The sequence below is a fragment of the Pseudomonas sp. Ant30-3 genome (assembly GCF_000690905.1).
Taxonomy (GTDB): domain Bacteria; phylum Pseudomonadota; class Gammaproteobacteria; order Pseudomonadales; family Pseudomonadaceae; genus Aquipseudomonas.
In genome coordinates this window covers 1-24,639 of record NZ_JMCL01000051.1, presented here as the reverse complement: position 1 = coordinate 24,639, position 24,639 = coordinate 1, and the positions used below count along the sequence as shown (strand labels likewise).

The window sequence follows — 24,639 nt, the reverse complement described above, 5'->3', positions numbered from 1 at the left end:
GCTCTGATCGGCAGGGCCAATCGACCGGCACAGTTGATCAAGCGGGTGTATCTGTGATGTGTCGTAGCAGGGGGCTTCTATGCGGTGATGTGTCTGAGGCGGGGTCATATACAGGCTGATACAAGACTCAAGTTGTAACCGTGTAGCAGCTGGCGCAGCCTGCGTCCGACTGCAAAGCAGTCGTAACACTGGCGTTCTGACACACCGCGACCGCTGATGAAACGACTGCTGCGCAGCCGGACGCAGGCTGCGCCAGCTGCTACAGGGGCCGTGTCTCCGGCGGGCAGATGACGCTCAGGAAGATTTGCTATACATTTTCCGGCCGTCCCTTGCATGGTGAAACCGCTTCATGTCTCTCGCGCTCGAACGTCTAATCGCTGGCACGCCGATTCCTTTCGCCGGTAACCGTGTCACGGTGGTCAGCCCCGAACTGGCAGCGCGTTTTCAGCCCGGGGACCATTTGCTGGTGGAGCAGGTCAGCGGTGAACTGCTGCTGATCCCGGTGGCGGATCAGCAAGCGGCTGTGGTGGCAATCGAGCAGGCAGAAACAGCATTCAGCTTGATGTCCGCGGTTTCCGATGAAGCCATCAGCGATTTTTTCGACCAGTTCGCCCGGCGTCTCGAAGACCCGCAGTGCTGGGCGTTGATCGCGACCGCTAATTGCGCCGATATCGAGAGAGCGAAGACCCGCGGGCGATCGACCACGCGGCTGCTCGCCGACGAGCGCATGCGTCGCGACATGATCGCCGGCCTGCGGGCCTGGCGTGATGCGTCGGCGTCGCGCGGTAAAGTGATTAGCAGCGTCGAACATGACGGCTGGGCCGTCGAGCAAGTGGTCGCGCCGCTGGGTATCGTCGCTTTCGTGTTTGAAGGTCGGCCGAATGTTTTCGCCGACGCTGCTGGTGTCTTGCGCACCGGCAACACCGCGGTACTGCGAATCGGCAGTGATGCGTTGGGCACCGCTCAAGCGATCGTGGCCCACGCCTTGAATCCGGCGTTGAATGAAGCCGGCTTGCCGGCCGGGGCGGTGTCGCTGGTGGAAAGCGTCAATCATGCAGCCGGTTGGGCGATGTTTGCCGATCGACGTCTTTCACTGGCGGTGGCTCGCGGTTCGGGTCGCGCGGTCAGTCAGCTGGGCAGCATCGCGCAACAGGCTGGCACGGCCGTCAGCCTGCACGGTACCGGTGGCGCGTGGTTACTGGCAGATCAGGACGCAGATGCCGGGCGTTTTGCCGCCGTGGTCCGCAACTCGCTGGACCGCAAAGTCTGCAACACCCTCAACGTCTGTCTGATCCACCGCGACCGCGCCGTCGACCTGGTGCCATTGTTTCTCGAGGCGCTGCAACAGGCCGGCGTCGCACGAGGGCAGGGCTGTAAATTGCACATCGTCGAAGGCAGCGAAACGTACTTGCCGAGTCATTGGCAAACCGCCAGCGTCGAAGTCTATCGCGCCGAAGGCTACCGGACCGAGCCTTTGGCCGAGCCATTGCCGGAAGAGCAATTGGGTAGGGAATGGGAGTGGGAAGAGACCCCGGAAGTCAGCCTGAAAATTATCGACGACCTCGACAGCGGCATTGCTTTGTTCAACCGCTACAGCCCGCAGTTCACCGTATCGCTGATCAGTGAAGACGCCGCGACGCAGGAGCGCTTTTACAACGCAGTCAACGCGCCGTTCGTTGGCGATGGCGTTACCCGCTGGGTCGACGGCCAGTACGCCCTGAACAAGCCGGAACTGGGACTTTCAAACTGGGAGAGCGGACGCCTGTTTGCCCGCAGTGCGATTCTTTCCGGCGATGGCGTGTTCACCATTCGCAGTCGGATGCGGCAGACCGATCTGTCGGTGAGACGCTAACATTCGCTAGACGAGCCTCGAACGAGACATCGAAAACGCGGCTTCATCGCCGCGTCAGTCTTCCACTGACTCGCACACTCCGTTGGATGCTTTGCCCTTAGATGAAACCGCGACCGAGTCGTCTTCGGCAATCACGATTGTAAGCGTCACATCCGCCCCCTTGGCCTCGAAGCGGCGCTCATTGATGGCTTTTTTCGGCTTCCTGGGTACCGATCATTACAGCCCCATCCTGATCGGCCTGCACCGACAGTTTTCCAGGGCACTCAACTATGAATGACGGCACTCCCGGCAGACTGTTGGCCTGAGCTGTATTTGCAGTAACCAATAACGCCATGATTGTCAGAACGAACTTCATCTCACATCTCCAAAGGCTCACTGCTGAATACCGTTAACGATAGCTGTATTTGCTGCGCAGACGACAAACAAATAAGGCCCCGCTCGATCACTCGGGCGGGGCCTTTCAGTTAGCGGGTGTATCAGTAGAAACGGTCTATCACCCGCGTTTCATTCTGATTCTGCATCGAGGACCAGGCCTGTTTCAGCGTCTGCAGAACATTACCGATGAAGTCTTTATCAGCCGCGGCTTTCTTGCCGACATAACCTTGGCCGCGACGGTACATCTTCAGTCGGGCCAGCAGGTTCTGGTTGTTCTGGTCGAACTCGGCTTCGTGGGCGTGCGGCGACAGGCAGTCGATGTGCACCTGACCCGATTTGCTGATCCACAGAATGTGGCTGTCGTGGCTGTCTTTTTGCGCAGCGAACAGACGAGCCAGTTCATCGATAGTCGGTTGATTATTCAGATTCATCATGTAAACCCCTTGACCATTTGGTGATCTTTCAAAGTTGATTCGCTAATACAGGTAGCCCATCGGTTAGTTGATCCCTGGCACCGAAACCAGGACGTCAGCGGTCGACCGTCGAAATGACGGGGACGCGCATCTGCTGCATGTAGTCGTGTTGAATAACTGCTACGCAATAGCGTCACAACGAGGAGAAGCGGCGAAAACCTTTTGGCCACTGCCGACGTTTTGAGGGTCGGTCACAAGCTTCATGAGGATTGATCGCCAGCGTTTCTCGTCCTTGTACTGGACGTTCAGGCCAGGTCAGCTTCTTCAATCTGCCTTGTGGGCAGCGTGTATCCGGAATAACAGCTCGGCGGTCAGACGAGCTTGCTCAAACATGTTGCCTGTCTCCCGATCGGGGTGACGTCTGCATCATGCAAGGGCAAATCGGAGGCGTCAACGGTTTTGTAGTGATTATTTTCAAGCACTACATATTGTCCGACAAAGACGTTTTGGAATTAAAACCGGGTGGTTTCTGCGGAGCTTTTTTGCGGAATCAAGCTCTGCTGGCGGGTTTCGCGCTGCGTTTGGCAGCGGTTGCAGGCTTGCGCTTGGTGGGTTTGCGTTTGTTTTTCCAGGGTGTCGCACCCCGTCCGGCCGGGCTTGCCGGGCCGCTGATGGTCAGGCTCAGGCCGGCACATCGCGCGACCTGCTTGCTCATCCACGCTGCTTGCTTGGTGACGAATTCCTCCAGGCTCATCTCGCCGCTTTGCACCATGTCCAGGGCTTGTTCCCAGATGGCTGTGGTGCCCGGGTCGGCGATGGCGCGCGGCACCGCGTCGATCAGGCTGAAGGCAGCCGGCGTCGCCGCCAGCGCCTTGCCGTTCTTGATCAGATAACCGCGATCGAGCAGGCCTTGAATGATCGACGCGCGGGTCGCTTCGGTGCCGATGCCGGTGGTGTCCTTGAGTTTTTGCTTGAGCAGCGGGTCCTCCACCAGTTTGGCGACATTTTTCATCGCCTTGATCAGATCGCCTTCAGTGAACGGCTTGGGCGGCTGTGTCCACAGATCCTTCAGCTTGACGTCGGCCACTGCGCAGTCACGGCCCTCGGCCAATGCCGGCAGCGTTTGCGGTGCCGGTGCTTCGCGGCCTTTGGCCGGCGCAAGTGCCTCGGGCAAGGCGCGCTTCCAGCCCGCTTCGACAATCTGCTTGCCAACGGCGCGCAAGGATTCCCCGGCGCAATCAAAGTCGGCCTGAGTGCGATCGTATTCGTGATTTGGCAGAAACTGCGCCAGGTAGCGAGCGCGGATCAGGGTGTAGACCGCGCGCTGCTTGCCCACCAACCGGTCGAGATTTTTCGCTGCCGCCGTGGGGATGATGCCGTGGTGAGCGCTGACCTTGGCGTCGTTCCAGGCGCGCGAACGGCGTTGCGGTTGCAGGTGGTCCTGCAAGGCATTCAGTGCCGGATCGGCCTGGCGCAATGCCGCGAGGATGCCCGGTGCTTCAGCGTGCTGACTGACCGGCAGGTAACCGCAGTCGCTGCGCGGGTAGGTGATGACTTTGTGGGTTTCGTAGAGCGTCTGAGCGATGTCGAGGGTTTCCTGAGCGCCGAGCCCGAGTTTTTTCGAACTCACTTCCTGCAATGTGCCCAGATCGAACGGCAATGGCGCGACTTCACGCATGCGCTCGGTGCGCAGCTTGATCACTCGGGCGGTCGTCGCGCCGATCATCGCCGCCGCTGCCTGTTGCGCCCGCGGCTGATTCAGGCAGCGATCCTGATCGTCGCAAGCGTCAGAGGGCGCGCGCCATTGCGCGGTGAATGCCGTGCCGTCGTGCAGCAGTTGCACGTCAATCGCCCAGAAGGCGACCGGCACGAAATCGGCAATACTGCGGTCACGATCCACGACCAGACGCAGGGTCGGCGTTTGCACCCGGCCCACCGGCAACACGCCCTGGTAACCGGACTGTCTTCCAAGCAACGTGAACAACCGGCTCATGTTCATGCCGATCAGCCAATCCGCCCGTGAACGCCCGAGTGCCGAGTGATACAGGCTGAACGTCTCGGCGCCGGGTTTCAGCGAAGCCAGGGCCTTGCGGATCGATGCATCATCGAGCGCCGATAACCACAAGCGTTGAATCGGCCCGCGATAACGACAATGCTCGACCAGTTCCCGGGCGATCATCTCGCCCTCACGGTCGGCATCGGTGGCGATCACCAATTCATCGGCTTCACCGAGCAGGCGCTTGACCGCTTTGTATTGGCTGGCGGTGCGCGGTTTGACGGTCATCTTCCATTTGTCCGGGATGATCGGCAGATCCGCCAGCACCCAGCGCTTGTAACGCGCGTCATAGGCATCCGGCGGGGCGGTTTCCAGCAAATGGCCGATGCACCAGGTGACCGTGACATCTGTTCCCAGCCAGCAGCCGTCGCCGCGTCGCTTGGCGCCAAGCACCGCGGCAATGTCTTTGGCCTGGGAAGGTTTTTCACAGAGGTACAACCGCATAACCACCATCGTTCATCAAGTGCCGGGAAGTGCACAGAATGGCGGCTGAGGAGCGATCGGGCAATCTTTATCTGTATGGATGTACAGCAAAGCTGTTGCGCCAGTTTGCCGCAGACGAAATGCGCTCCGTTTGGCTGTGAGGCGGTCGTGACTGAAAAATTTGCGTTATACCTGATCTACCGTGGTCTCATTTTTTGCGGCCGCTGCATGACCCATCGCGGGCAAGCCGGATTGCCGGATTGCCGCATCGCACGCTCCCACAGGTTTATCGTCGTATCGAGGAACGCATGTCATGAAAAGCACCGGTCCCAGTCCTGTCATCACCATTGCCGAGCAGCCAGGTTGTCTGTTGGTGAAATTCCACGGTATTCAGGTAGCAGCGTCCACCCGCGCGCTGGTGCTGCTGGAGGCCAATTACCCGCCGGTGTATTACGTGCCGCGTGAGGACATCGCCGAAGAGTTTTTCGCCCGTACCGACCACACCAGCTATTGCCCGTACAAAGGCGACGCGAGCTATTTCAGCCTGCAGGTTCCGGGGCATGAGGGCGCCAATGCGGTGTGGACTTATGAAACGCCCAAAGTGTCGGTCGAGCAGATCAAGAATTACGTGGCGTTTTATCCCGATCAGGTGACATTCGAGGTTCTCAAAGACGTCGAGTGATCAGTGGGTCAGCGTGAGTTTTCAATGTCTGCACCAGCCCAACGCCGTGCCTGTGCGCGGCGTTTTTTTGCAGGGGTGTTTGCTCATCGGGTGGCGTTTACCAGCGTCGATTCGTCAATCTGAGCGATCGAAGTGACCCCGGTCAGTGTCATCGCCACGCGCATTTCCTTGGCGAAAATATCCAGCAGGTTTTCCACGCCGCGTTGACCATCGGCCGCCAGTGCATAGGCCATGGAGCGTCCGAGCAGGACGCCTTTCGCGCCTAGCGCAAGCATGCGTACGACATCGAGACCCGAGCGAATGCCCGAATCGACCAGCACGGTCAGATCATTGCCCACCGCTTGCATGATCGGCGGCAATGCCTTGGTGGTCGACAGCACGCCGTCCAGCTGCCGCCCACCATGATTCGACACCACAATTCCGTCTGCGCCGAAGCTGACCGCGTCTTTGGCATCCTGCGGGTCGAGGATGCCTTTGATGATCATCGGGCCTTGCCAGAAATCGCGAATCCACTCCAGATCGCTCCAGCTGATCGAGGGATCGAAGTTGTTGGCCAGCCAGCCCATGTAGTCTTCGAGGGTGACGGCTTTGCCGAGGTACTTCGATATGTTGCCGAGGTCGTGCGGGCGTCCCATCAGGCCGACGTCGAAGGCCCACTGAGGTTTGGTGAGGGCCTGCAGCAGGCGCCGCGACGAGGCGAAGCGCCCGGACATTCCCGAGTGCGCATCGCGATATCGAGCGCCGGGGGTTGGCATGTCGACGGTAAACACGAGGTTCTTGACCCCGGCGGCTTTTGCCCGTTCGAGGGCGTTTTTCATGAAGCCGCGATCTTTCAGTACGTACAACTGGAACCAGATGTTTTGCTCGGTTTGCGCCACCACTTCTTCGATCGAGCAAACTGACACCGTGGACAGGCACAACGGGATGCCTTTTTTCTCGGCCGCTCTGACCGCCTGCACTTCGCCACGGCGGGCGAACATGCCGGTCAGGCCGACCGGCGCGAGGATGACGGGCATGGACAGTGGCTGGTTGAAGAGGGTGGTTTCAAGGCTCAGGGTTTCGACGTTTTTGAGGATCCGCTGGCGCAGGCTGATGCCGGTGAGGTCGGCGCTGTTGGCCCTCAGCGTGTGTTCGGCATAGGCGCCGCCGTCGATGTAGTCGAAGAGGAATCGCGGAAGTTTGCGGCGTGCTGCCTCGCGGTAGTCGGATGCGGATGAGATGATCATAGTGCCTCGTTCGGTGAGTGGCGGGGCGGTTGCATCGGGTCAGAGTAGCGAAAATGGCTGGGGTTTGCGGTAATTGTCTTGGCCTTGCGGTGTGTGGTGGCCATCTCTTGGGCTGGTGTACATATCCATTGCTGCGGTGATGGCTGATATTGGTTCCGCTCTTACAGCGGGTCACTTGGAGAAGCCTGCGCGGCCCGGCACCAAGTAACCAAACGCTCTTGCCCCTGACGTCCGGTGGCTCGCCATGCCTTCGCTCCGGTCCTGCTCCGTGGGCCCGGCGCGATCGGCCATCCTTGGCCGTGCGCGCCTAACCCGGCATCCATGCCGGGTTGCCCACTGCGCAGAACCTCCACTCAGCCTCCCGACGGGACGCTAACCGCCACAGCCGCCGAGGCGGCCTGGTAGCCGACCTGGCTCACGTTATTCCGCCCCCACACAAATCCGTGTAGCAGCTGGCGCAGCCTGCGTCCGGCTGCGCAGCAGTCGTAAAATCAGGCGGCGCGGTTTGATAGATAAACGCATGCTCGGGATCGAGTACGACGAAAACAACGACCACCACGACGACTGCTGCGCAGCCGGACGCAGCCGGACGCAGGCTGCGCCAGCTGCTACACGTTCTGTGGCGCGTCGGGCTGAATGGGTCTAGCAGACGGGAGCTGCTTTGCTTTGCTTTGCTTTGCTTTGCTTCAGATCTTGATCTTGATCTGCCCCGTCGGAAGGCCGAGTGCAGGTTCTGCGCAGTGGGCAACCCGGCAAGGATGCCGGGTTAGTCGCCCCCGGCCATGGATGGCCGAGGGCGACGGGCCCACGGAGCAGGACCGGAGCGAGGGTATGGCGAGCCTAGGCGAGCCACCGGACGTCAGGGGCGCAAGCGCTTTGGTTACTTGAGGCCGGGCCGCGTAGGCTTTTCCAAAGTGACCCGCTGTAAGAGCGGAACCAATATCAGCCATCACCACATCAACGGATATGTACACACTCAAAACAAGCGCCGCCTAACACACCGCTATCGTCGGAACGCCGCCCAGAGCAAGCTCGGCTCCCACAGGTCATGCATACCCAGGACGGAACCAATAGTAGCCCCAACCGCAGCAACGGATATGTACCCCCTCCCAATCAAAACCCGCCACCGCCATCCACTCAGACTCAGTCAGTTGGTATCAAGATCCACGTTCTTGGTCTCGCGCAAACAGATCATCCCCACCACCAGGCTCACCCCGGTAATCACCACCGGGTACCACAGCCCATAGAAAATATCCCCGGTGTACACCACCAGCGCGAACGACACTGTTGGCAAGAAACCGCCAAACCAGCCATTACCGATGTGATACGGCAGCGACATCGAGGTGTAGCGAATCCGTGTCGGGAACAATTCCACCATCAGCGCCGCCAACGGGCCGTAGCACATCGCCGAGATGATGATGAGCGCCACGATCAGCGCCACGATCATCGGCTTGTTGATCGCCTGAGCATCAGCCTGGGACGGATAGCCCGCCAGGGTCACCGCGCCGCGCAGAGCAGCTTCATCGTAGCCGTCGATTTTCACGTCGCCGATGCTGACCTGCACGCCGCTGCCCGCAGGGGCCGCTGCGCTGGAATAGGGCAGGCCCTGCTTGACCAGGAAGGTTTTGACCTTGTCGCATGGGCTGTCGAATTTCGCCTTGCCCACCGGATCGAACTGGAAGGTGCAGGTCGCCGGGTCGGCCAGCACAGTGATCGGCGCCTGACGGCTGGCCTGATCAATCGCCGGGTTGGCGTAATGCGCCAGGGTCTTGAAAATCGGGAAGTACAACGCGGTGGCCAGCAACAGCCCGATCATCAATATCGGTTTGCGCCCGACCTTGTCCGACAGCCAGCCGAAAAAGATGAAGAATGGCGCGCCAATCATCACGCTGACGATCAGCAAACTGTTGGCCAGCGCCGGGTCCATGCGCAGAAACTGCGTAAGGAAGAACAGCACATAAAACTGCGCCGCGTAAAACGTCACCGCTTGCCCGGCGTTGATGCTGAAAAGCGCAATCAGCACGACTTTGAGGTTTTCCCATTTGCCGAAGGAATCACGCAGCGGCGATTTTGAGACCTTGCCTTCTTCTTTCATTTTCACGAAGGCAGGGGACTCGTGCAGGCTCAGGCGAATCCAGGTCGAGATGCCCAGCAACACAATGGAAAACAGGAACGGCAGACGCCAGCCCCAGACTTCAAACTGATCGCCGGTGAAGTAGCGGCAGCCCAGCACCACCAGCAGCGACAGCAGCAGACCGAGGGTCGCCGTCGATTGAATCCAGCTGGTGTGAAAGCCGCGTTTACCCATCGGCGCGTGCTCAGCCACATACGTCGCGGCACCACCGTATTCGCCGCCCAGCGCAAGCCCCTGCAGCATGCGCAGCACCACGAGGATGATGGGCGCGGCGATGCCGATACTGGCGTAGGTCGGCAGCAAGCCGACGCAGAAGGTCGCCACACCCATGAGGACGATGGTGGCGAGGAAGGTGTATTTGCGCCCGATCATGTCGCCCAACCGTCCGAACACCAGCGCGCCGAACGGCCGCACGATGAAGCCGGCAGCGAACGCCATCAAGGCGAAAATGAAAGCCGTGGTGTCGTTGACCCCGGCAAAAAACTGCTTGCTGATGACTGCCGCGAGGGCGCCATAGAGGAAAAAGTCGTACCACTCGAAGACCGTCCCGAGTGATGAGGCGAAGATGACTTTTCGCGTATCCGGGGTGGTGATCGCACCGGGCACGGCTTCCAGAGGCTGCACATGTTCTGACATATCGGTATCCCTCACAGTGATTGTTTTTGTTGTTCCACTGTCGGCGCCGGCCTTGTGGTCTGGCGCCGCTACTGTCCATTCAACGCTATCTGCATCGGTCTTTCCGTTACTACAGTGTCCGTGGATGATTACGGGTGTGTAGCAAACGCCTTTGGCGTGATGATGCTCCTGGTATCTGGTTCCAGAATCAGTTGCGCAGCTTTTTCAGCAATCATCAGCGTAGGCGAACATGTGTTGCCCGAGATGATGCGCGGCATGATTGAAGCGTCGGCGACGCGCAGGCCGGGAATACCGTGAACCTTGAGTTGCGCATCAACCACCGATTGCTCGTCATGACCCATGCGGCAAGTGCCCACCGGATGAAAGATCGTCGTGCCAATGCGCGCGGCGGCTTCGTGCAACTCTTCCTCGGTCTGCAAACTGTCGCCCGGCAAATATTCGACCGGTTTGAATGCTTGCAGGGCCGGCGCGGCCACGATGCGCCGGGTCAGGCGAATGGCATCGGCAGCGACGCGCATATCTTCCGGATGGCTCAGATAATTGGGTTGGATCGACGGCGCGTCCTGCGGGTCAGCCGAACGAATATCGACACGGCCGCGGCTTTGCGGGCGCAGATCACACACCGACGCAGTGAAGGCGGGGAAGGCGTGCAACGGCTCGCCAAAGCGTTCGAGCGACAGTGGTTGCACGTGGTATTCGAGATTGGCCGAGGTCTGCTCCGGCCCCGAGCGGGCAAACGCACCGAGTTGACTCGGCGCCATCGACAGCGGGCCGCTGCGGTCATACAGATAGCGCAAACCCATGCCCATCTTGCCCCACACACTGCCGGCGATCTGATTCAGGGTGCGCGCGTTTTCCAGCTTATAGATCAGGCGCAATTGCAGGTGGTCCTGAAGATTGCCGCCCACGCCGGGCAACTCCATGGCGACGCCGATGCCGAGTTTTTCCAGCAGCGGGCGAGGGCCAATGCCGGAGCGCTGGAGGATGCCCGGCGAGCCGACGGAGCCAGCGCACAAGATGATTTCCTTGCGGGCCTTGAACGTCCTTGCCTGGCCTTGCCACTGAGCCTTGACCGCGGATGCCCGGCCGTTTTCCAGCAGTACGCGGTCGACTTCGACGCCGGTCAACACGGTCAGATTAGGCCGTTGACGGACCGGTTTGAGAAAAGCCTTCGCCGCGTTCCAGCGGATCCCGGCTTTCTGATTGACCTGAAAGTAGCCGCAACCTTCGTTATCGCCCTCGTTGAAATCGTCCACGCTGGCAATGCCGCTTTGTCCGGCAGCGCTGCGGAAGGCATCGAGAATTGGCCACGACAGCCGCTGGCGTTCGATGCGCCACTCGCCGGCAGCGCCGTGGAATTGCGAGTCGCCGGCAAAGTGATTTTCGCTTTTCATGAACAGCGGCAGTACGTCGTTCCAGGCCCAGCCCGAATTGCCGTCGCCGGCCCAGCCATCGTAATCGCTGGCCTGACCGCGCATGTAGATCATGCCGTTGATTGAGGAGCAACCGCCCAGCACCTTGCCGCGTGGGTAGCTCAAGGCCCGTCCTTGCAGGCCGGGTTGCGACTCGGTTTTGAAGCACCAGTCGGTGCGCGGGTTGCCGATGCAGAACAGGTAACCCACGGGAATATGAATCCACGCGTAGTTGTCGCGGCCGCCGGCTTCGAGCAACAGCACGCGGTGTTGCGGCGAGGCCGAGAGTCGATTGGCCAGCAGACACCCGGCCGGTCCGGCACCGACCACGATGTAGTCGAATTCATCAAGGGAAGTCTGCATCCCTGACCTCTTACTGTTGTTCTTGTTGTCAGTCATCCTAGTTGTTAGCTTTCGTTAAAAGAATGTTAGTTTTTGCGCAGCTGCTGTGCATTTTCAAACAGCAACTCTTTCAAGGAAGGTTCATGTTTGACTGGAATGATCTGAGGTTCTTTCTCGAATTGCAGCGCAGCGGACGCTTGCTCACCGCTGCCCGGCGACTGAACACTACGCATGCCACCGTGGCCAGGCATATCGAGGCCATTGAAAAAAGCCTCGGCACTGCGTTGTTTGTTCAGCATGCGCAGGGTTATGAGCTGACCCCGGCCGGGGAAGCGCTGCTTAAACACGCCGAAGCGATGGAAAATGTCGCACTGCTGGCTGAAGAAGAGATCACTCAGTCGACGGCGCCGCTGGGCAAGATTCGCGTCGGCGTGACGGAGGGGCTGGGCATCATGTTTCTCGCCAGTCGCATGAATGGGCTATTCGAGCGCTACCCGGGACTTGAAGTGGAACTGGTGGCGGTGCCACGCTTTGTGAGCATTCTCAACCGCGAAGCCGAAATCAGCATTCACCTCGAGCGCCCGGCCGCGGACATGCTGGTTACCCGCAAGCTCTCTGAGTATCGGCTGGCGCTGTATGCCAGCCAGGTGTACCTCGACCGCTCGCCGCCGCTGCGCAGCCGCGAAGACCTCGGGCGGCACGCGTGGATTGGTTACGTCGACGACCTGCTGTTCAGTCAGGAACTGAAGTTCCTCAACAGCTTCTGCCGCAATCCGCAGGTGGTGTTCCACAGCACCAGCGTCATCGCCCAGCAACAGGCCGCACGCTCCGGGCTGGGGATCGCGGTATTGCCGTGCTACATGGCCAGCGCCGATCCAGACCTCGTGGCGCTGTTGCCGGACGATAGTATCCAGCGCAGTTACTGGATCAGCACCCGACGCGAACTGCACAAATCCGTTCGCTTGCGCGTGGTCTGGGATTACGTGGTGGAGTTGTGCGAGCGCGAGCAGAACCTGCTGCTGGGAATGCCGGCTCTGTAGAAACACGCTTGCTCGCGACAGCGGTATCCGAGCCGCAAGATATCTGTCGGCTGTACCGGCCTCATCGCGGGCAAGCCACGCTCCCACAAGGGGCGGTTCTGTGCGCGAATTCTGAGTCTGCCACTCAACAAGCTAACGACGCGATCCCTGTGGGAGCGTGGCTTGCCCGCGATGGCATCGGCTCAGGCGACAACAATAGTGACTGACACCACGGGCAAGCCGGATCGCCGCCGCGCTTGCCCCTACATCACGAAAAAATTTCAAATTCACTGCTGGCCAGGCGTTCGCCGTTGACCAGGATGTGCACGGCATGGCGTCCGGCGTAATGCTTGCGCGTAGTGAGTTCCTTGATCTGCTGACTGCGAGCAACGAATTCGCTGGCCTTGCCGGGCAGTGTCAGGGCTTTGAGTTTGAACACCTTCGCCGAGGTGCTGCCGTTGGCTTTTACGTAGTCGATGGCGTAATCGATCACCAGCCGCTGACTGTTCTCGACAGTCGATTTGACGGTGAACGACAGGGTGATTTTCTCCCCGAGCCTGACGACGGCAGGTTCAACTTGCGCATCAATGATCTCAACCTCAGGTTTACCGCCCGCGCCAATGATCGCCAGTGCGCGGTTATTGCCCTGTTTGATCAGGCTGCGCAGCGCATGTTTGGCGATCCAGGCCGTGTGGCGGTTCTCCAGCGACCAGCTTTCAATGAGGTCAAGCACCCACTCGGGGTGGTCCTTGGTGATGTCGTTGAGGTGATTGGCCACCGACTTGCGCACGTACAGGCTTTCGTCGGCCTTGAGGTTATCGAGGATCGCCGCTGCAAACGCGGGGTTCGCCTGAATGCGCTCCAGACGGAACGACCACGGCAGACGTGGCCGGCAGCCTTCACTCGCCAGTCGCCGCACATGCTCATTTTCATCCAGTGACCACTCGTGCATCACCGCCAGGGTGCGCTCGAAATGGCTGCGCAGAAAATACCGGATCGCAAACTCAGCGGAGCCGAAGGTAGTGAAGTATTTGAGGGCCGCCATCGACCGCTCGAACGAACGGCCACCGTACAGTGCGACGTAATGTGGCAAGGCAATGCTGACGAATCCGCTGTTCAGGCGCGGTGCGAGCGCGTAAAGCACATCGATTGATTGTTCGTAGTTAAGTGGCAACACCGCATGCAGGGACTCGCTGACCCGGGCCATGCGCTGCATGATCGACAATTCGGCGAGTCCCTGGTTAGCCATTTCAAGGAATGTTTTGGCGTTGAACGCGGGATAGACCGCAGTCATTTCTGTGGCGATGTGCTCAAGGCGGGCGGCGTTGAAGATTTCCTTGAGGGCTGGGGCGGGTTGTTCGGCAGCCATTATGAATTCCTCGCCGATTGCTCTTCCAGCTGATCCGACTCAAACAGCTTCGCCAGTTCCGCCCGTGCTTCCTGGGCTGTCTGCAGCACCTTCGCGGCATCGTCGTACACCGCGTGCTGCGCCTCCAGAACTTGTTCATCGTGATGCTTGAAGCGCTTGATCCGTGCATCGGCCTGCGCTTGGGTCAGACCCAGGCCGACCAGCGTACGCCGGCTCATTTCCAGGCTTGAATAATACGTTTCGCGAATCGCCTCGGCGCCGAGGTCGACCAGCCGGTGCACATGCTGACGGTTACGGGCGCGGGCGATGATCTTGATGTGCGGGTACAAGCGGTGTATGACCTCGGCCGTTTTGATATTGGTTTCCGGGTCGTCCGTGGCGATCACGAAATATTCGGCCTGCTCGACTTTGGCCGCTTTCAGGATTTCCGGGCGCATCGGGTCGCCGTAGAACACCGGCACGCCACCGAAACTGCGCGACAGCTCGATGGTTTCCACCGACGTATCGAGGGCGACGAACTTGATGTTCTGCGCCCGCAGGATGCGCGCCACGATCTGCCCCATCCGGCCCATGCCGGCGATGACCACACGCGGCTCGTCGGTATCGATCTCGCGAAATTGTTCCGGGACCACCACCGGTTGCACCTTCGGGCTGACCAGTCGCGCGCACAGCAACAGCAGCAACGGCGTAACCGCCATGGAAAGGGTGATTGTCAGCACCAGCAAGTCGTACAGACGCGGTTCGAACAAACCCTGATCGCGGCCGATCTTGAACACCACAAAGGCGAATTCACCGCCTGCCGCCAGCACAATGCCGAGGCGAATCGCACTCACCTTGCCCAGACCGCCGGCCAATCGCCCGACGACGAACAACAACGGCAGCTTGATGGCGATCAGCAACAGCGTCAGCCCCAACACGGTAATCGGCGCAGTGAGCAGCAAGCTCAAGTTGGCGCCCATACCAACGCTGATGAAAAACAGGCCCAGCAGCAAACCTTTGAACGGTTCGATCTGCGCTTCCAGTTCGTGGCGATACTCGGAATCCGCCAGCAGTAATCCAGCCAGGAACGCCCCCAGCGCCATGGACACGCCGACCTGATCCATCAACCACGCCGTGCCGATAACCACCAGCAACGCCGTGGCTGTCGAGACTTCAGGCAAACCGGTTTTGGCTACCACGCGGAATACCGGGCGCAACAGATAACGTCCGCCGATCACCACCACGGCAATACTGCCCAATACGCGCAAGCCGTGATTGATGTCTTCGGCCGTGCTGGTGGTGTGATCACTGCCGGCCAGCAGCGGCACCATCGCGATGAGCGGAATCGCAGCGATGTCCTGGAACAACAGAATCGCGAACGCCAGCCGCCCGTGGGGGCTGGTCAGTTCCTTGCGCTCGGCCAGGCTTTGCAGGCCAAACGCGGTGGAAGAGAGCGCCAGACCGAGGCCCAGCACGATGGCGCTGTTCAGCGGTTGCCCGAAGACATACAGCGCAACCACGCCGATCACCGAGGCCGTCAACACTACTTGCGCCAGGCCGACGCCGAACACCGCTTTGCGCATCACCCACAAACGTCGCGGCGACAGCTCCAGACCAATAATAAACAGCAGTAACACCACCCCGAGTTCCGAGAAATGGCTGACGCTTTGCGGATTACCGATCAAACCCAGCACTGACGGGCCGATGATCACCCCGGCAAACAAATACCCGATCACCGCCCCCAGTTGCAGGCGCTTGGCCAGCGGAACGGTGAGCACGGCCGCCAACAGGAACACGACGGCGGCTTGCAACAGGTTGCCTTCATGGGGCATGGGGAACTCCAGAACTCGATACGGCGGGGTCGACAAGGATAAGGCGTGATTCGAAGAACGTCAGCCTGAGACGTGGAAGATTGTATAAATGAGCGGTTGTTGCGGATTTACGCGCATCAATACGGAATGTTTCGTTACCGCCGCAGTCGGAGTGCTGTCATGAAAACATTACCGGAGGTTCACTCATGAACAACAAGACCCTTATTGCCAGCCTTGCCCTTGTTGCCGGGATGGCCGGTGTCAGCTCGATGGTTCAGGCAGATGAACCGCATAAAACCGTTCAGCCTAGCTCTACCAATACCCGCGAGCTGGTCGAAAACGATCGCGCCCCGGACATTTACATGCGTGCCGACAAGGCCATCGACTGGAAAGCCAAAGGCCTGAAAGCGCCTGGCAAAGAAGAGCAGTGGGTTGAGAACAATGGCAAGTACATGCGCGTGAAGACCACTAACGGCACGATTGTGGAAATCACCCCAGTGAAGAAACAGAAGTGACTTCACGGTGAATGCCTTTCTGGCCAGGGAGGGCCAGAGCTTACACGTTCAGATCATTTCCCCCTTGTCCCACAGATGCACCAACTCGCCAGGCGCCTTGTCCTCAGGCACTTTCAGCACCATCCGGTCATCCTTTTCATTTAGGCGATAGCGCACTTCGATTTCATAGAAGCGCTGGTCATTCTTGCCTGAGCTTTCCTGAGTCAGCGGCAGGCAGTCCTCCAGCAACGTGCAGATGCGAGTGCGCTGAGAGATATCGCATTGCGCGAACTCGATTTCACGAGGGCGTGAAAGCGCATGGATCTGCGCAAAACCCCCTTGCCGCGAGAGGCACACCACCGCTTCATCGCCCAATGTCGGCAGAGTTTTCATGCAGCCTCCTCAGTCAGTTTGACCCCCACTTCAGCCCAGGCTTGAGCCACCGCTCGAACCTCATCCAAGCCGAAATTCCTGCGCGCATGAGCCACGGTCAACATCGCGAATTCTTCGAATGTCGCCTCGCTGGACAGTTGTTTGTCGCACAACGTGTCATACCAGATGCGTCCGGCTTTCTCCCAGGCAAATCCGCCCAGCGCCACGGCCGCCAGATAAAAGGCGCGGTTGGGAATGCCGGAATTGATGTGCACGCCGCCATTATCCTCCTGGGTGATGACGAATTTGCGCATGTGATCCGGTTGTGGATCCTTGCCGAGCAGCGGATCGTCGTAGGCGGTGCCGGGATGCGACATCGAGCGCAACCCGACGCCTTTGATTCTAGGCGTCAGCAGGTCGGCGCCGATTACCCAGTCGGCTTCTTCAGCCGTCTGGCGCATCACGTGTTGCTTGATCAACACGCCAAAGACGTCTGAAATCGACTCGTTCAAGGCGCCGGACTGGTTGGCGTAGATCAAACCGGCTTCACTTTCGATCACCCCATGGGACAGCTCGTGGCCGATCACGTCCAGTGAGCGAGTGAAACGCTCGAAAATCTCGCCATCGCCGTCACCGAACACCATCTGCGCGCCATTCCAGAACGCGTTCTCATAGTCCTGCCCGTAATGCACGCTGCCGATCAGCGCGAAGCCCTGATTGTCGATGGAATCACGACCGAATACCTTCCAGAAAAAATCATAACTGGCGCCCAGGGCATCGTAAGCTTCGTCGACCGCTGGATCGCCTGTGGCGGCTTGGCCGTCAAGCCGGGCGGGCATCCCGGGCAGCAGCATTTTGCCCTGCGCGTCATGCACGCTGCGTTGCGCCAGTCCGGGTTTGCCAGGTTGCGGCAGAAGTGTAGTGGCCGGTGGGCGCTGCGGCGGGGCGGGTGTGTGTCGAAGTGTGCGCACGTGGGTCAGTGTGGTCAGCGCACTGGAGCGCTGACGCTCGGAACCATGAGCAATGATTCGGTTGAGAATGTACGGTGGGATGAAACTGTGCAGCGGTCGTGAGTCGGTCATCAGAGCGTCCTTACCCGAGTACGAAGTCGTTACTCATGTGAGGGGGCGGGCAGGCTTTCGGTTCCATGGATTGCCAATACGGGCCAATTCTGCGAAAACCTCCTTCCGCGCCTTTTGGATCTGGGCGATTGTTTACGAGTAAGGCGCATGAACGAAGAATTGCAAATTGTTGATCTGGTGTTGGGTGAGGGAAAGGCTGCCGTCAAGGGCGCGCTGATCACCACCCAGTATCGCGGTTGGCTGGAAGATGGTACCGAGTTTGATTCTTCCTATAGTCGTGGCGAACCGTTTCAGTGTGTGATCGGGACGGGCCGGGTCATCAAGGGCTGGGATTTGGGAATCATGGGGATGCGGGTTGGCGGCAAGCGCAAATTGCAGGTGCCGGCGCATCTGGGGTATGGGGAGCGGACGATGGGGTCGATTCCGCCGAATTCGAATCTGGTGTTTGAGATTGAGCTGTTGGAGGTGCTGACGCGGGATGATTGATTTGATAGATGTGGGCTGAGTGGCGGAACCCATCATGTCTGTTAGGAGAGATGATGGGTTTATGTGAGCGGCGGCGGATATTCTGCCGGTGATCTAGCGAGTCAGGTGAACATTTCAATATCGTCGAGCGTGTCAGCCACGGAAGCTTCAAGCGCAGGGAATTTTGCTTGTACGGCATCAAGAGCGGGGATTACGACTTGCATTTCCAGCTCACCAAATCTACGGGCTATATGGCCGAGTGCGGTGATCGCTGCCGCAGCCACTGACTGAGTACCACTCTTCAGATGATCCAGGCAAACGGTCTGCGCCCAGGCACTGTCTTGCTCATTTAATCCGACGGAAATCAGCGCGGTTACAATGTGCTTTTCCAGGCCGCTATCAAGCAGACTTACTGCTTCGTCATGGCTGATAGATGGATCGTGGTAGATAAGACTCACTGTTTAGCTCCTGGTATGTTGCCCTTGATGTCAGTTTTTTTTGCCCTGATCAATGCATTTTTCATATCTTGATGGAGTTTATTCCATGTTCTGACGTGTCCGTGGTAATCGTCCCCTCCCGTATGATCGAAGACGACAAACTCGTTGGTTTTAGGATCGATGCCAACCCTGCGTTCCGATGTAGGTTTCACCTGTACCGAATTATCCAAAGCTTCCTGGCCGTTCTCGGGGCCTTTGCTTTTAACAGGTGTATCTGTCTTTCCATGATACTTGGCAGCATCGAATCTCAAGGAAAAGACAATGTAAAGAGGCTTGATGCCGGAATCAGCCGGAAAAATAAGGATGAAGTCCTCGTAGTCCGGCGGGTAGATCGGATCAACAATAATGCTGTCGGCCGCTGGTGTAGGCGGATAAATCCATATTTGCGGAGCCTGTGTAGCTCCTTCTAGCGGCGGGATTCCCGAAGTGCTTGATGAATCTATGGCTGGTGTCCATATCAGCGTCACTCCATTGCCAACGTCAGCCACCTGCTGATCGCCTTGAGCTACGAACTGCACGACAGGAATCAGTTCCCAGTCGCTGCGCATTTGAGTGTTGTATCCGTAAGCCTTCAAGGTGCCATCGGCCTGTTGTTCAATATGCAGGCGAACTCGGGTGCGACCTTGTCTAAGTGCTTTGAGCTGATCTTCTGAATACAGTGAACTGTCCCCGAGCGTCGAGGGCCAGAGCAACGCAACGACTCCCACCAAGGCGCCAGCAACCACGCCAGCCGTCACTGCCCCCGCGCCGCTAATAGCCGCCCCGGAGCCAGCAGTGGCCACGCCACCCAGGACCAGTTTTCCGAATGATTGAGCTAATGCGCTACCTCCGATTTTTTTGAGAGGTATGTTTCCTGCTTCATCCCTTTCACGGCCACCGAAAAGCGAGAACTTTCCGTAGTCGGCCAATTTCTCGACTGGTATAAACCCGGTTGGATTGTTGTGGTTGATTACGCCGTCGGGGAGGTTGCAGCTTTTGGTGAATACGCAACCCATCGAAATGGGGTGGCCATGCTGCTTGGATTGTCTTATGAAACGGTCTTCATATGCCTGTTGTCGAGCCAACATGTCGTCATATGCTTTCTGTCTGGCATCCCGCTTCGCCAGTTCGGAGGCTGTCATGTAGCGGCTGGAGATGTGGTGCCCATCGCCGGACGGTGGGTTTTGAATCTTGGGTATGTCTGTGTTGCGGGCCATGAGCGTCCTTGTTTCATTTTTTGAATGCGATGTGGACGCTATATCTATGGCTGTTTGAAAGATGTAGGACGAGTCTGAAACCCCTGCGGTTGTTACAAATCGCAGTTCTCGCGGTAGATCATTCCCAACATATACGCGCAGAACTTGCGATCTGGAGATCACGGCAGGCTCGTTGGCGGCAAGCGTGAACTGCAGGTCTAAAGGCATAGACTTGGATAGGGCGAATGAACTGGACGCTGCACGTATCCGTAGGAAGCTTGCTCGCGCCCGGTCATTCAACTTATATGTCACCTGACCCAGCTGCTCTCGCGAGCAGTCCCAACCTTATCGCAACGTATACCCACTATCCACAACCCAATCCTGCCCATAAACGCTGCGCGCTCCACGCCCGAGCTGAAACAGAATCACCTCCGCGACCGCATCCGGCTCCAGGAATTTGCCGTCCAGTAAACGTTGATTGACCACGTTCGCGACCTCACCCAGTTGCTCGTCTGCCAAACCCAGTGTCGACCAGATCGGTGTCGCCGTAGGGCCCGGCGACACGGTGTTGATGCGGATTCCGAAAGGCGCGAGCTCGACCGCCAGGGTCCGGGCATGTGCGATCAGAGCTGTTTTCGAAGCGATGTAGGCCGCCAGCCCCGGAAAGGTGATGCCAGCCAGAAATGTACCGATGAACACTACCGAGGCCGATTCTGCAAGGTGATCGCGTAAACAGGCGAGGGTATTCAATGCCCCCGCACCATTGACCGCCCATTGCCGATCGAACGCGGATACATCCAGACCATCAGCCAGTTGCGCGATACCCGCGTTGGGCACAACGAAATCGACGGGGCCCAGATCTTTGGCGCGCTGTGCCAACCTGGCCAAATCTTCGGCGCGCGTCACGTCGCTGGCGACCCACGTCAGCTGACCGTCGAAACCTTTAACCAATTCCGCCAAGGCGCCTACCTGGCGCGACATGGCCAGCACGTGCGCCCCTTGCTCCAGCAGTTGACTGGTAACGGCCAGGCCGATGCCGGAGCTGGCGCCGGTGACGACGGCAAGACGATTTTGAAATTCTTTGTGCATACCGCGAATCCTCTTTTGATGATCAACCGGTTAATTACGGCGATCAAAGCTGTTGAGCGCCCTGCCTGCAGATCAAGAATCGCGCCAGTTGTGCAAGCCAGATAATTCGAGGCGTAGGTGGGAGGTGTAGTGTTTAAGACTCGAATGCCGGAGAGTCATAATGACCTCTGATGTAGTCAATATAACTTCGGTGGAAATTTGCCATGTATTCTCACAAGTTGCCTGACCCGACCAAGGGTCGGTCCGCGACTTGCCTCCCCGCACCTGAGGCTTTACTGTATATCCACACAGTAAAGGCGTGCCCTATGGAACTCATCGACAAGCTCAGCATTCTCGCCGACGCCGCCAAGTACGACGCGTCCTGCGCCAGCAGTGGCGCGCCCAAGCGCAGTTCCGAGAGCAAGAGCGGGCTGGGTTCGACCAATGGCATGGGTATTTGCCACAGCTATACGCCGGATGGGCGCTGCGTTTCGCTATTGAAAATCCTGCTGACCAATTTCTGTCTGTATGACTGCCAGTACTGTGTGAACCGGCGTTCCAGCGACGTGCCACGCGCGCGCTTCACGCCGGAAGAAGTGGTGACGCTGACCATGGATTTCTACCGACGCAATTGCGTGAGCGGCCTGTTTCTCAGCTCCGGGATCATTCGTTCAGCCGACTACACCATGGAGCAGTTGATCCGAGTGGCCAAGCTGCTGCGCGAGGATCATGAGTTTCGCGGCTACATTCATCTCAAAACCATTCCCGAGGCCGACCCGGCGCTGATCGCGGAAGCGGGGCGGTATGCCGATCGCCTCAGCGTCAATATCGAATTGCCGACCGATGCCAGCTTGCAAACCCTGGCGCCTGAGAAGCAGTTGGTCTCGATCAAGCAAGCGATGAAAACCATCTACACCGGCGAACAGACGGTGCTCAATGAGCCACGTTCGCCGAAGTTCGCCCCAGCCGGGCAGAGCACGCAAATGATCGTCGGCGCCGATGACACGGACGACAGCACCATTCTTCACGGCGCGCAGGCCCTCTACGGCAATTACAAATTGCGCCGGGTGTACTACTCGGCTTTCAGCCCGATTCCAAACAGTCCGAAAAGCGTGCCATTGGCTGCGCCGCCATTAATGCGCGAGCACCGTCTGTACCAGGCCGATTTTCTGTTGCGCAGTTACGGCTTCAAGGCAGGCGAACTATTCAAAGGCCCCGGGCATTTGGCCCTCGACATCGACCCGAAGCTGGCGTGGGCGCTGGAGAATCGCGAAGTGTTTCCGCTGGATCTCAATCGCGCAGAGGCGTCCTTGATTGCACGCATCCCCGGCATCGGCCTGCGTACCACCGAGCGACTGGTGGAATTGCGCCAGCAGCGGCGCATCCGATATGAAGATCTTGCGCGGATGCGCTGCGTCCTCGCCAAGGCCAAGCCGTTTTTCATCACCAGCGATTACCATCCGCAGCAGGCCGAAGTCACCAGCCAAATGCTTTATCAGCAACTGCGCGACCGGCCGCAACCCCAGCAAATGGGGTTGTGGGGATGATCAATCTGGACTGCGACGACCTGTTCGACGTCTGGCGTCAGCAAGCGCGCTGGCTGCTCAGCCACGAGGTCGACCCCAGCCAGGTGAGCTGGGCCAGCGAAGGCGTAGCCGACCTGTTCGCCAGCGACAATGCGCCGCCGGATTCGCAAGGGCCGTTTCAAGCGCGGATTCCGCGAGCATTGCTAGATACTCTCGAAAGTGCTGCGCGCTATCAGGGAGATCAGCGCTGGAGCGTTCTTTATGAAGTGCTGTGGCGGGTTAGTCATGGTGACCGCACGGCGATGATGGCCGGTGACAAACTGGGCAGCGAACTGCAGCGCAGAATCAAGCAGGTCCGGCGTGAAGGTCACCATCTGCATGCTTTCGTCCGCTTCGTCGAAACACCGCTCAGCGAGGGGCCGCAGTACGTTGCCTGGCATGAGCCGGCGCACGACATTTTGCACAGCGCCAGTGAACATTTCATTGGTCGTATGGGCCGCCATCGCTGGTTGATTGCTACACCTCGCGACGGGGTTTATTACGACGGTGAACAATTGATTTACCAGCGACAATGCCCGCCTGAATGGCAGCAACTGGCGAAAAACGTCGATGACCCGCACGGGCAGATGTGGCTGACGTATTACAGCCACATCTTCAATCCGGCGCGGCTAAACCCGAAAGTCATGCAAGGGCATTTGCCAGCGCGATTCTGGAAAAATTTGCCGGAGGGCGCGCTGATTCCTGGGCTGATCACCCAGGCGCGCACCGGCAAACAACAGGACGGACAAGCCAGCAGCATCAAGGGCAGGGGTGGCAAACGCATTGCGTTGGCTGAACAGGAGCGCCATCAGAGCTCATGAAAAAGCCCCCCATTGCGTGAGCAATGGAGGGCCTGGATGTCGCAGAGGTCAAATCAGACTTTGACGATCCAGCCTGCAGGCGCTTCGATATCGCCGGTTTGCACACCGGTCAGCTCTTTGTAGAGCTTCTGGGTGATCGGGCCGACTTCGGTTTCGCTGTGGAACACGTGCAGGTGATCGTTGTAGCGGATGCCGCCGATCGGACTGATCACGGCAGCGGTACCGCAGGCGCCGGCTTCCTTGAAGTCCGACAGCTTGTCGATGAACACGTCGCCTTCAATCACTTCCATGCCGAGACGGGAACTGGCCAGTTCGATCAGCGACAGGCGGGTGATACCCGGCAGAACCGATGGCGACTTCGGCGTGATGAACTTGTTATCGTGGGTGATCCCGAAGAAGTTGGCCGAGCCGACTTCTTCGATTTTCGAATGGGTCATCGGGTCCAGATAAATGCAATCTGCGAAGTTCTCTTTCCTGGCCTGGGAACCCGGCATCAGGCTGGCGGCGTAGTTGCCACCGACCTTGGCCGCGCCGGTGCCTTGCGGGGCCGCACGGTCGAAGCTGGAGATCAGGAAGTTATGCGGGGTCAGGCCGCCCTTGAAGTAGGCGCCGACTGGAATGCAGAAAATCGAGAAGATGAACTCAGGCGCAGTACGCACGCCGATGTTGTCACCCACGCCGATCACGAACGGACGCAGGTACAGCGCGCCGCCAGTGCCATAAGGTGGAATGAAACGTTCGTTGGCGCGAACCACCGCTTTGCAGGCTTCGATGAACTGTTCGGTTTCCACGAACGGCATCAGCAGACGTGCACAGCTGCGCTGCATGCGCTGGGCGTTCTGATCGGGTCGGAACAGGTTGATCGAACCGTCTTTGCAACGGTAGGCCTTCATGCCTTCGAAGCATTGCTGCCCATAATGAAGGGCAGTGGAGCCTTCGCTGATGTGTAGCACGTTGTCTTCGGTCAGGGTGCCTTCGTCCCACGAGCCGTCACGCCAGTACGACAAGAAACGCTTGTCAGTCTTGATGTAGTCAAAACCCAGCTTGTCCCAATTGATGCTTTCGTTACTCATGACACCCTCTATCACTGAACAACCGCCGAAACGGTTCAAGGCTTCTGACATATTTTGGATGGGGACAACAATACTTCATTCCGGGCGCATTTCGCAGCCGGACTATCGCCTGAATGGCATATTTCTTAGCCTGCTATGAAATAAACCTCGATCCCTGGCGACACCAAACCCTGTGGCGAGGGAGCTTGCTCCCGCTCCAGTGCGCAGCGCTGGTAAAGCCCGGCACTGCGGTGTATCAGGCGCAACCGCAGTGAAGCAGTTGTGGTTGCTTCGCAACCCAGCGGGAGCAAGCTCCCTC

At 58.7% G+C, this 24,639-nt stretch carries 21 protein-coding genes; 7 read left to right on the top strand and 14 right to left on the bottom strand.

Annotated features, from left to right (window positions below; translation table 11 throughout):
• The first annotated feature begins 349 nt into the window (after positions 1-349).
• Entirely contained in the window at positions 350-1,852 is a 1,503-nt protein-coding gene (locus DU29_RS0113210) for an aldehyde dehydrogenase family protein (RefSeq protein ID WP_028622143.1), read from the top strand.
• Positions 1,853-2,030: 178 nt separating this feature from the next.
• Here DU29_RS0113210 and DU29_RS1000000133735 read toward each other — a convergent pair whose 3' ends face one another.
• From DU29_RS1000000133735 to DU29_RS0113195, 3 genes are all read right to left on the bottom strand, one after another.
• Complete coding sequence (locus DU29_RS1000000133735; RefSeq protein ID WP_442961298.1) at positions 2,031-2,207, bottom strand: hypothetical protein; 177 nt, start codon at positions 2,205-2,207, stop codon at positions 2,031-2,033.
• A 121-nt stretch (positions 2,208-2,328) separates the two neighbouring features.
• The gene (locus DU29_RS0113200) at positions 2,329-2,658 is read right to left on the bottom strand and encodes a hypothetical protein (protein WP_028622142.1); all 330 of its coding nucleotides are present in this window, start codon (positions 2,656-2,658) and stop codon (positions 2,329-2,331) included.
• 532 nt (positions 2,659-3,190) lie between these two features.
• Positions 3,191-5,140 (bottom strand): DNA topoisomerase III, encoded by a 1,950-nt coding sequence (locus DU29_RS0113195; protein ID WP_028622141.1) that lies wholly within the window; start codon positions 5,138-5,140, stop codon positions 3,191-3,193.
• Between the two features lie 292 nt (positions 5,141-5,432).
• Between DU29_RS0113195 and DU29_RS0113190 the strand changes: the two genes are divergently transcribed.
• A complete protein-coding gene (locus DU29_RS0113190) occupies positions 5,433-5,801 on the top strand; it encodes a DUF427 domain-containing protein (protein ID WP_028622140.1) in 369 nt (122 codons plus the stop codon).
• A gap of 83 nt (positions 5,802-5,884) precedes the next feature.
• On the opposite strand, the gene lldD is transcribed toward DU29_RS0113190, so the two are convergent.
• The 3 genes from lldD to DU29_RS0113170 form a co-directional block, all read right to left on the bottom strand.
• Entirely contained in the window at positions 5,885-7,027 is a 1,143-nt protein-coding gene (lldD, locus tag DU29_RS0113185; RefSeq protein WP_028622139.1) for an FMN-dependent L-lactate dehydrogenase LldD, read from the bottom strand.
• Between the two features lie 1,147 nt (positions 7,028-8,174).
• Positions 8,175-9,797, bottom strand: coding sequence for an MFS transporter (locus tag DU29_RS0113175; RefSeq protein ID WP_028622138.1), 1,623 nt, complete (start codon positions 9,795-9,797; stop codon positions 8,175-8,177).
• 128 nt (positions 9,798-9,925) lie between these two features.
• A complete protein-coding gene (locus DU29_RS0113170) occupies positions 9,926-11,572 on the bottom strand; it encodes a GMC family oxidoreductase (protein ID WP_028622137.1) in 1,647 nt (548 codons plus the stop codon).
• 122 nt (positions 11,573-11,694) lie between these two features.
• Between DU29_RS0113170 and DU29_RS0113165 the strand changes: the two genes are divergently transcribed.
• Positions 11,695-12,591, top strand: coding sequence for a LysR family transcriptional regulator (locus tag DU29_RS0113165; RefSeq protein ID WP_028622136.1), 897 nt, complete (start codon positions 11,695-11,697; stop codon positions 12,589-12,591).
• A 247-nt stretch (positions 12,592-12,838) separates the two neighbouring features.
• Here the strand turns inward: DU29_RS0113165 and DU29_RS0113160 are convergent, their stop codons facing one another.
• Both DU29_RS0113160 and DU29_RS0113155 read right to left on the bottom strand, forming a co-directional pair.
• The gene (locus tag DU29_RS0113160) at positions 12,839-13,939 is read right to left on the bottom strand and encodes a DNA alkylation repair protein (RefSeq protein ID WP_028622135.1); all 1,101 of its coding nucleotides are present in this window, start codon (positions 13,937-13,939) and stop codon (positions 12,839-12,841) included.
• A complete protein-coding gene (locus DU29_RS0113155) occupies positions 13,939-15,750 on the bottom strand; it encodes a monovalent cation:proton antiporter-2 (CPA2) family protein (protein WP_028622134.1) in 1,812 nt (603 codons plus the stop codon). The genes DU29_RS0113160 and DU29_RS0113155 overlap by 1 nt, the downstream gene beginning before the upstream one ends.
• Positions 15,751-15,935: 185 nt before the next feature.
• On the opposite strand from DU29_RS0113155, the gene DU29_RS0113150 reads away from it, so the two are divergent.
• A complete protein-coding gene (locus tag DU29_RS0113150; protein WP_028622133.1) occupies positions 15,936-16,244 on the top strand; it encodes an RcnB family protein in 309 nt (102 codons plus the stop codon).
• Between the two features lie 48 nt (positions 16,245-16,292).
• On the opposite strand, the gene DU29_RS0113145 is transcribed toward DU29_RS0113150, so the two are convergent.
• Positions 16,293-16,616 (bottom strand): protealysin inhibitor emfourin, encoded by a 324-nt coding sequence (locus DU29_RS0113145; protein ID WP_028622132.1) that lies wholly within the window; start codon positions 16,614-16,616, stop codon positions 16,293-16,295.
• Positions 16,613-17,677, bottom strand: a complete 1,065-nt coding sequence (locus DU29_RS0113140) for a M4 family metallopeptidase (RefSeq protein WP_028622131.1) — start codon at positions 17,675-17,677, stop codon at positions 16,613-16,615. The genes DU29_RS0113145 and DU29_RS0113140 overlap by 4 nt, the downstream gene beginning before the upstream one ends.
• Positions 17,678-17,824: 147 nt before the next feature.
• On the opposite strand from DU29_RS0113140, the gene DU29_RS0113135 reads away from it, so the two are divergent.
• On the top strand, positions 17,825-18,163 hold the full coding sequence (locus tag DU29_RS0113135; RefSeq protein ID WP_028622130.1) for an FKBP-type peptidyl-prolyl cis-trans isomerase: 339 nt from the start codon (positions 17,825-17,827) through the stop codon (positions 18,161-18,163).
• A 101-nt stretch (positions 18,164-18,264) separates the two neighbouring features.
• Here the strand turns inward: DU29_RS0113135 and DU29_RS0113130 are convergent, their stop codons facing one another.
• The 3 genes from DU29_RS0113130 to DU29_RS0113120 form a co-directional block, all read right to left on the bottom strand.
• Positions 18,265-18,600, bottom strand: a complete 336-nt coding sequence (locus DU29_RS0113130) for a hypothetical protein (protein WP_028622129.1) — start codon at positions 18,598-18,600, stop codon at positions 18,265-18,267.
• Entirely contained in the window at positions 18,597-19,835 is a 1,239-nt protein-coding gene (locus DU29_RS0113125) for an S-type pyocin domain-containing protein (protein WP_028622128.1), read from the bottom strand. The genes DU29_RS0113130 and DU29_RS0113125 overlap by 4 nt, the downstream gene beginning before the upstream one ends.
• Positions 19,836-20,159: 324 nt before the next feature.
• A complete protein-coding gene (locus DU29_RS0113120) occupies positions 20,160-20,903 on the bottom strand; it encodes an SDR family NAD(P)-dependent oxidoreductase (RefSeq protein WP_028622127.1) in 744 nt (247 codons plus the stop codon).
• A 305-nt stretch (positions 20,904-21,208) separates the two neighbouring features.
• Here DU29_RS0113120 and DU29_RS0113115 point away from each other — a divergent pair, with 305 nt between their 5' ends.
• Together DU29_RS0113115 and DU29_RS0113110 are read left to right on the top strand one after the other, a co-directional pair.
• Positions 21,209-22,429, top strand: a complete 1,221-nt coding sequence (locus DU29_RS0113115) for a putative DNA modification/repair radical SAM protein (RefSeq protein ID WP_028622126.1) — start codon at positions 21,209-21,211, stop codon at positions 22,427-22,429.
• Positions 22,426-23,268 carry a TIGR03915 family putative DNA repair protein gene (locus DU29_RS0113110; RefSeq protein WP_028622125.1) on the top strand — a complete coding sequence of 281 codons (843 nt, stop codon included), beginning with the start codon at positions 22,426-22,428 and terminating at the stop codon, positions 23,266-23,268. Before DU29_RS0113115 ends, DU29_RS0113110 begins: the two co-directional genes overlap by 4 nt.
• A 53-nt stretch (positions 23,269-23,321) precedes the next feature.
• On the opposite strand, the gene DU29_RS0113105 is transcribed toward DU29_RS0113110, so the two are convergent.
• Complete coding sequence (locus DU29_RS0113105) at positions 23,322-24,341, bottom strand: branched-chain amino acid aminotransferase (RefSeq protein ID WP_028622124.1); 1,020 nt, start codon at positions 24,339-24,341, stop codon at positions 23,322-23,324.
• Between the last annotated feature and the right edge of the window lie 298 nt (positions 24,342-24,639).

Bases quoted from the DNA above. Each gene is read 5' to 3' on its own strand.
- DU29_RS0113140 (WP_028622131.1), bottom strand. From the start codon at position 17,677: ATGACCGACTCACGACCGCTGCACAGTTTCATCCCACCGTACATTCTC.
- DU29_RS0113145 (WP_028622132.1), bottom strand. From the start codon at position 16,616: ATGAAAACTCTGCCGACATTGGGCGATGAAGCGGTGGTGTGCCTCTCG.
- DU29_RS0113175 (WP_028622138.1), bottom strand. From the start codon at position 9,797: ATGTCAGAACATGTGCAGCCTCTGGAAGCCGTGCCCGGTGCGATCACC.
- DU29_RS0113160 (WP_028622135.1), bottom strand. From the start codon at position 13,939: ATGGCTGCCGAACAACCCGCCCCAGCCCTCAAGGAAATCTTCAACGCC.
- DU29_RS0113125 (WP_028622128.1), bottom strand. From the start codon at position 19,835: ATGGCCCGCAACACAGACATACCCAAGATTCAAAACCCACCGTCCGGC.
- lldD (WP_028622139.1), bottom strand. From the start codon at position 7,027: ATGATCATCTCATCCGCATCCGACTACCGCGAGGCAGCACGCCGCAAA.
- DU29_RS0113195 (WP_028622141.1), bottom strand. From the start codon at position 5,140: ATGCGGTTGTACCTCTGTGAAAAACCTTCCCAGGCCAAAGACATTGCC.
- DU29_RS0113150 (WP_028622133.1), top strand. From the start codon at position 15,936: ATGAACAACAAGACCCTTATTGCCAGCCTTGCCCTTGTTGCCGGGATG.
- DU29_RS0113165 (WP_028622136.1), top strand. From the start codon at position 11,695: ATGTTTGACTGGAATGATCTGAGGTTCTTTCTCGAATTGCAGCGCAGC.
- DU29_RS0113115 (WP_028622126.1), top strand. From the start codon at position 21,209: ATGGAACTCATCGACAAGCTCAGCATTCTCGCCGACGCCGCCAAGTAC.
- DU29_RS0113155 (WP_028622134.1), bottom strand. From the start codon at position 15,750: ATGCCCCATGAAGGCAACCTGTTGCAAGCCGCCGTCGTGTTCCTGTTG.
- DU29_RS1000000133735 (WP_442961298.1), bottom strand. From the start codon at position 2,207: ATGAAGTTCGTTCTGACAATCATGGCGTTATTGGTTACTGCAAATACA.
- DU29_RS0113135 (WP_028622130.1), top strand. From the start codon at position 17,825: ATGAACGAAGAATTGCAAATTGTTGATCTGGTGTTGGGTGAGGGAAAG.
- DU29_RS0113120 (WP_028622127.1), bottom strand. From the start codon at position 20,903: ATGCACAAAGAATTTCAAAATCGTCTTGCCGTCGTCACCGGCGCCAGC.
- DU29_RS0113210 (WP_028622143.1), top strand. From the start codon at position 350: ATGTCTCTCGCGCTCGAACGTCTAATCGCTGGCACGCCGATTCCTTTC.
- DU29_RS0113170 (WP_028622137.1), bottom strand. From the start codon at position 11,572: ATGCAGACTTCCCTTGATGAATTCGACTACATCGTGGTCGGTGCCGGA.
- DU29_RS0113190 (WP_028622140.1), top strand. From the start codon at position 5,433: ATGAAAAGCACCGGTCCCAGTCCTGTCATCACCATTGCCGAGCAGCCA.
- DU29_RS0113200 (WP_028622142.1), bottom strand. From the start codon at position 2,658: ATGAATCTGAATAATCAACCGACTATCGATGAACTGGCTCGTCTGTTC.
- DU29_RS0113110 (WP_028622125.1), top strand. From the start codon at position 22,426: ATGATCAATCTGGACTGCGACGACCTGTTCGACGTCTGGCGTCAGCAA.
- DU29_RS0113105 (WP_028622124.1), bottom strand. From the start codon at position 24,341: ATGAGTAACGAAAGCATCAATTGGGACAAGCTGGGTTTTGACTACATC.